This window comes from Microbacterium sp. ISL-103, from assembly GCF_018613995.1.
GTDB lineage: Bacteria > Actinomycetota > Actinomycetes > Actinomycetales > Microbacteriaceae > Microbacterium.
The window spans coordinates 1-4,629 of the sequence record NZ_JAGGPD010000619.1 but is presented as its reverse complement, the minus strand read 5'-3'; the positions used below and the strand labels follow the sequence as shown (position 1 = coordinate 4,629).

Below are 4,629 nucleotides of genomic sequence, written 5' to 3'. Positions count from 1 at the left end.
CGACCGGGTCGGCGAGAGGCGGCAGCAGGCCGGGCCCGGCGTCGGAATCGGCGGCAGGGCGGCTGAGACGCCAGAATCCCGTCTCCGCCACGAGCGGGATCGAGACGGCGCCGTCATCACCGGTGAAGGTCGCGGTCGCGCTGTAGTTCAGGAAGGGGCCGCCGTCATGGCTGAAGCTCACCCGATGGGTGAACTCGCCCTGCAGGCGCTCCTCGCCGACCGGATAGTCGATGACCCCGGTGCCTTCCCAGACGCCGACGAGCCACGCCAGAGGCGCGAGGTCGGCCGGGAGATCTGTGGGCAGCTCGAGCATCGTGCGCTCAGCGCTGGCCGCGGAAAAGGTTGCGCAGCACCACGACCGAGACGAAGGCGATCGCGAGGCTCGCCAGGCCCAGAAGGCCGATGAAGAAGAGTTCGAGCGCCATGAGGTCCATGGCATCCACTTTACCCTCCGGTCGCGCGGGTGTCTCGTTCGCGGTTCAGGTGACGAGGGCTGCCAGGCCGAACCCGACCGAGATCACGCCCATCAGCAGCAGGGCGCCGACCGCGCTGCCGGCCACGCGGAAGATGAAGCCCTGCGTGCGTCCGTACCAGAGCTGCACGGCGAAGGACAGCAGCACGACGCCGCCGAACGCGACCAGCAGCCACGGCACGCGCCACTCCTCGGCGACGAAGATGCCGACCGCGATGGCGGCGACGAAGGCGACCCCCCAGACGACGAGCACGCCGACGAAAGCATTACGCGGTGCGAGCGCTGGTTCCGACATGACTCCATTGTGACCCATCCGCGCCCGGTATCATTGCGGCACGGCGTCCCCCGCCGTCCGGAAGGAGTGCGTGTGGCCCAGGTCCTGGTCTTGACCCATGCTCCGTTGTCCGAGCCGGTCCTGCCCGCGCTCGAGCTGCTCAGCCACCGAGTGCGCCAGATCCCGGCGGAGCCCGCCCAACTCGTCAGCGCCCCCGACTACGACATCGTGATCGTCGACGGACGCGCCGATCTCGTCGGTGCGAAGTCGCTGTGCCGCCTGCTGCGGGCGACCGGACAGGATGCTCCGCTGCTGCTGGTCGTCACCGAGGGCGGCATGAGCGCGCTCTCGGGCGACTGGGGAATCGACGATGTCCTTCTCTCCACCGCAGGACCTGCCGAGACCGATGCGCGGGTGAGACTGGCCCTCGCCCGCCGCGACGAGGTCGCCGAGCCGTCGCGCGTGCAGGCCTCGGGCGTCACGATCGACGAGCAGTCGTATTCGGCGAAGCTCCGTGGTCGCCCGCTCGATCTCACGTACAAGGAGTTCCAGCTGCTGCACTTCCTCGCCACGCATCCCTCCCGCGTCTTCACGCGCGAGCAGCTGCTCAGCGAGGTGTGGGGATACGACTACTTCGGCGGCACGCGAACGGTCGACGTGCACGTCAGGCGCCTCCGCGCGAAGCTCGGCGATCAGGAGCAGATCATCGGCACCGTGCGCAACGTCGGCTACCGGTTCAACGTCTACGACGAAGAGACCGTGCCCGCCACACTGTGACGGATGCGACGTCCGTTCACGCGAGCGTCACCTCACGGTGCTTAGATGTACCCCATGATCGATCCCGCTCTCGCCGACGCTGGTCTCGGTGACGCTGAAGACGACGACTTCGATGCCATCGAGTCCCCCGACGCGCTCCTGCCCGACCACCGCTACCTCGACCGCGAGCTGAGCTGGCTCGCCTTCAACCAGCGTGTGCTGGAACTCGCCGAGGATCCCTCGCTGCCCGAGCTCGAGCGGGCGAACTTCCCCGCGATCTTCGCCAGCAACCTCGACGAGTTCTTCATGGTGCGCGTCGCCGGTCTCAAGCGCCGCATCGTCACCGGCCTCGCGGTCCCCACCAACATCGGCCGCTCCCCCGCAGACGCCCTCGCCGACATCGCCCGCGAGGCGCACGCGCTGCAGCTGCGTCACGCCGATGCCTGGAAGTCGCTCGTGCGTCCGGCGCTGGCCGAATCCGGCATCGAGATCACCGAATGGTCCGAGCTCACCGACGACGAGCGCTCCAAGCTCTCCGAGTACTTCGGGGCGCAGGTCTTCCCCGTGCTGATGCCGCTCGCGGTCGACCCCGCGCACCCCTTCCCCTACATCTCCGGCCTGTCGCTGAACCTCGCGATCCGCATCCGCAACGCCCGCACCGGACGTCAGGAGTTCGCGCGCCTCAAGGTGCCACCCATGCTGCCGCGGTTCGTCGAGGTTCCCGGGTCCGGCGAGATCAAGCGCTTCCTCACGCTCGAAGAGCTCATCGCGAACCACCTCGGAGACCTCTTCCCCGGCATGGAGGTGCTCGACCACCACGCGTTCCGCCTCACCCGCAACGAGGACGTCGAGATCGAGGAGGACGAGAGCGAGAACCTCATCCAGGCGCTCGAGGCCGAGCTGCTGCGACGCCGCTTCGGCCCGCCCATCCGCCTCGAGATCACCGACGACATGGACGAGGTCACGATGGACCTCCTCGTGCGCGAACTCGAGATCACCGACCAGGAGATCTACCGCCTGCCCGGGCCGCTCGATCTGCGCGGTCTGTTCGACCTGTCGCGTATCGATCGCCCCGACCTGCGCTACCCGCCGCATCTGCCGACCACCGCTGTGGCCTTCCAGCCCACCGGGAGCAACACGCGGGCCGACATCTTCAAGGCGATCCGCAAGTCGGACGTGCTCGTGCACCACCCGTACGAGTCGTTCACCACCAGCGTCGTGTCGTTCCTCGAGCAGGCGGCGCGCGACCCGCACGTGCTCGCCATCAAGCAGACGCTCTATCGCACCTCGGGTGACAGCCCGATCGTGGAGGCACTGATCAACGCCGCCGAGTCCGGCAAGCAGGTGCTGGCGCTGGTCGAGGTCAAGGCCCGCTTCGACGAGGCCAACAACATCGTCTGGGCGCGCAAGCTCGAGAAGGCGGGCGTGCACGTCGTCTACGGCCTCGTCGGCCTCAAGACGCACTGCAAGCTCGCCCTCGTCATCCGCGAAGAGGACGGCGTGCTGCGCCACTACTCGCACATCGGCACGGGCAACTACAACCCGAAGACCAGCCGCATCTACGAGGACTTCGGCCTGTTCACCACCGACGCCCAGGTCGGAAAAGACCTCACGCGCCTGTTCAACGAGCTCAGCGGCTATGCGATCGAGAAGAAGTTCAAGCGGCTCCTCGTCGCACCGCTGCACCTCCGCAAGGGTCTCGTGCGCCAGATCGACCACGAGCGCCGCAACGCCGAGGACGGCAAGCCTGCCGGCATCCGCATCAAGGTGAACTCGATGGTCGACGAAGAGGTCATCGACGCCCTGTACCGCGCGAGTGCCGCCGGGGTGAAGGTCGACGTGTGGGTGCGCGGCATCTGCAGCCTCCGCACCGACCTCGAGGGGATCAGCGACAACATCACCGTGCGCAGCATCCTCGGCCGGTACCTCGAGCACTCGCGCATCTTCGCGTTCCACAACGACGGCGATCCGCAGGTGTACATCGGCAGCGCCGACATGATGCACCGCAACCTCGACCGCCGAGTCGAGGCGCTCGTGCGGGTCACCGACCCCGCCCATCTGAAGGACCTGCTCGATTTCTTCGACCTCGCGATGGACCCGGGGACCACCTCGTGGCATCTCGGCGCCGACGGAGTGTGGACGAGGCACGCAGAGGATGCCGAGGGCAAGCCCCTCATCGACCTGCAGGACAAGACCATGGGGTTGATCCAGCGGCGCCGTCGCGCTCGGGCCGTGCGATGAGCTCGCAGTCCTCGGCCCAGGCGGCCCGGTCGAAGTGGACGGACAAGGCCGTGTATGCGGCCGGCGCCGTCGTCTGGCGTGTGATCGACGGCAAGCTGCGGATCCTGCTGATCCACCGCACCAAGTACCGTGACATCACCCTGCCGAAGGGCAAGGTAGACCCCGGAGAGATGCTGGCCGAGACCGCCGTGCGCGAGGTGCACGAAGAGACCGGCATCCGCGTCTCACTCGGCGTGCCGGTGGGTGTGAGCCGCTATCACCTGCCCTCCAGCAAGCAGAAGGTCGTGCACTACTGGGCAGCGGAGGCGACCGCCGATGCCATCCGCGCCTCGACCTTCGTGCCGAACAGAGAGATCGCGGCCGTGGAATGGGCGAGCCTCAAGAAGGCGCGCTCGCGGCTGAGCTACCCCGTCGACCTCGAGATCCTCGACTTCTTCGCGAAGCTCGTCGACGACGGTGCACTGCGCACCTTCCCCCTCATCGCGCTGCGCCATGCGAAGGCCCGGTCGCGGTCGGACTGGGACGGCTCCGATGCCGAGCGCCCGCTGACCGACCGCGGACTCGAGCAGGCGAAGTCGATCGTGGGCCCCTTGCGCGCCTTCGGCGTGCGCAAGATCGTCACGAGCGATGCGGTGCGCTGCGTGCAGACGGTCGCACCGCTCGGGAAGGCGCTCGATCGCAAGCTCGTCACGACCGAGAAGATCAGCCAGGACGCTTGGGAGGACGGACACGACGATCTGCGCTCGGTGATCGGACGCCGCGTGCGTTCGGGCAAGCCGGCCGTCATCTGCAGCCATGGCCCGGTGCTGCCGGGCATCCTGACCGAGATCGCACTCGCCACCGGCACCATCCGCGGCTCGTACGTCAACAGCGCGGCCGATCTCGA

5 protein-coding genes are annotated in these 4,629 nt (G+C 67.9%); 3 read left to right on the top strand and 2 right to left on the bottom strand.

The window, feature by feature from the left end:
- Together J7E68_RS18720 and J7E68_RS18715 are read right to left on the bottom strand one after the other, a co-directional pair.
- Positions 1–313, bottom strand: a 313-nt coding sequence (locus J7E68_RS18720; RefSeq protein ID WP_215175049.1) for a heme-binding beta-barrel domain-containing protein, incomplete at its 3' end; no start/stop codon positions are given.
- Positions 314–479: 166 nt separating this feature from the next.
- Positions 480–767: a hypothetical protein gene (locus tag J7E68_RS18715; protein ID WP_215175048.1), complete on the bottom strand. Its 288-nt coding sequence runs from the start codon at positions 765–767 to the stop codon at positions 480–482.
- 72 nt (positions 768–839) lie between these two features.
- Here J7E68_RS18715 and J7E68_RS18710 point away from each other — a divergent pair, with 72 nt between their 5' ends.
- From J7E68_RS18710 to J7E68_RS18700, 3 genes are all read left to right on the top strand, one after another.
- Entirely contained in the window at positions 840–1,523 is a 684-nt protein-coding gene (locus tag J7E68_RS18710) for a response regulator transcription factor (RefSeq protein WP_215175047.1), read from the top strand.
- 54 nt (positions 1,524–1,577) lie between these two features.
- Positions 1,578–3,743, top strand: coding sequence for an RNA degradosome polyphosphate kinase (locus tag J7E68_RS18705; RefSeq protein ID WP_215175046.1), 2,166 nt, complete (start codon positions 1,578–1,580; stop codon positions 3,741–3,743).
- A partial coding sequence (locus J7E68_RS18700) for an NUDIX hydrolase (RefSeq protein ID WP_215175044.1) occupies positions 3,740–4,629 on the top strand: 890 nt, incomplete at its 3' end. The genes J7E68_RS18705 and J7E68_RS18700, both read left to right, overlap by 4 nt.

Excerpts from the sequence above, each read along its gene's own strand:
- J7E68_RS18705 (WP_215175046.1), top strand. The coding sequence starts at position 1,578 with ATGATCGATCCCGCTCTCGCCGACGCTGGTCTCGGTGACGCTGAAGAC.
- J7E68_RS18715 (WP_215175048.1), bottom strand. The coding sequence starts at position 767 with ATGTCGGAACCAGCGCTCGCACCGCGTAATGCTTTCGTCGGCGTGCTC.